Source organism: Vibrio sp. OPT46 (assembly GCF_015163535.1).
Lineage (GTDB): Bacteria > Pseudomonadota > Gammaproteobacteria > Enterobacterales > Vibrionaceae > Vibrio > Vibrio alginolyticus.
In genome coordinates, this window is the sequence record NZ_JADDYG010000126.1 from 1 (window position 1) to 359 (window position 359).

Consider the following 359-nt stretch of genomic DNA (forward strand, 5'->3'; position numbering starts at 1 on the left):
TTTTCAGCCCTAAACCACCTACTTCAGTAGGTGGTTATCATCCGCTTCGGCTTTGCCTGTAAATCTACTCATGCTAAATGCATCTTTGATTTTTCCAGAATTCGAAGAGGACAAATAACATGAGTAGATACAATCAAGTTTCCTCACCTTAGGAAGAACAGGCTTTGGGGTAATCACTTTTGGCAAAGAGGCTATTTTGTCGATAGTGTTGGAATCAATGAAGAAATAATACGCCGATATGTAAGACATCAAGAGAAGCAAGAGCGAGTAGAGCAGCAGCAATTGGCGCTGGACGAAACAAAGGCCCCCTTTTAGGGGGCTCATACAAAGCCACCTTCTTTAGAAGGTGGTAATTTACT

Annotated in this window: 1 pseudogene; it reads left to right on the top strand. The window is 42.1% G+C overall.

What is annotated here, in order from left to right:
* Window positions 1-135: 135 nt before the first annotated feature.
* Window positions 136-315: pseudogene (locus IQR33_RS05415) on the top strand (transposase); the annotation flags it as partial.
* Between the last annotated feature and the right edge of the window lie 44 nt (window positions 316-359).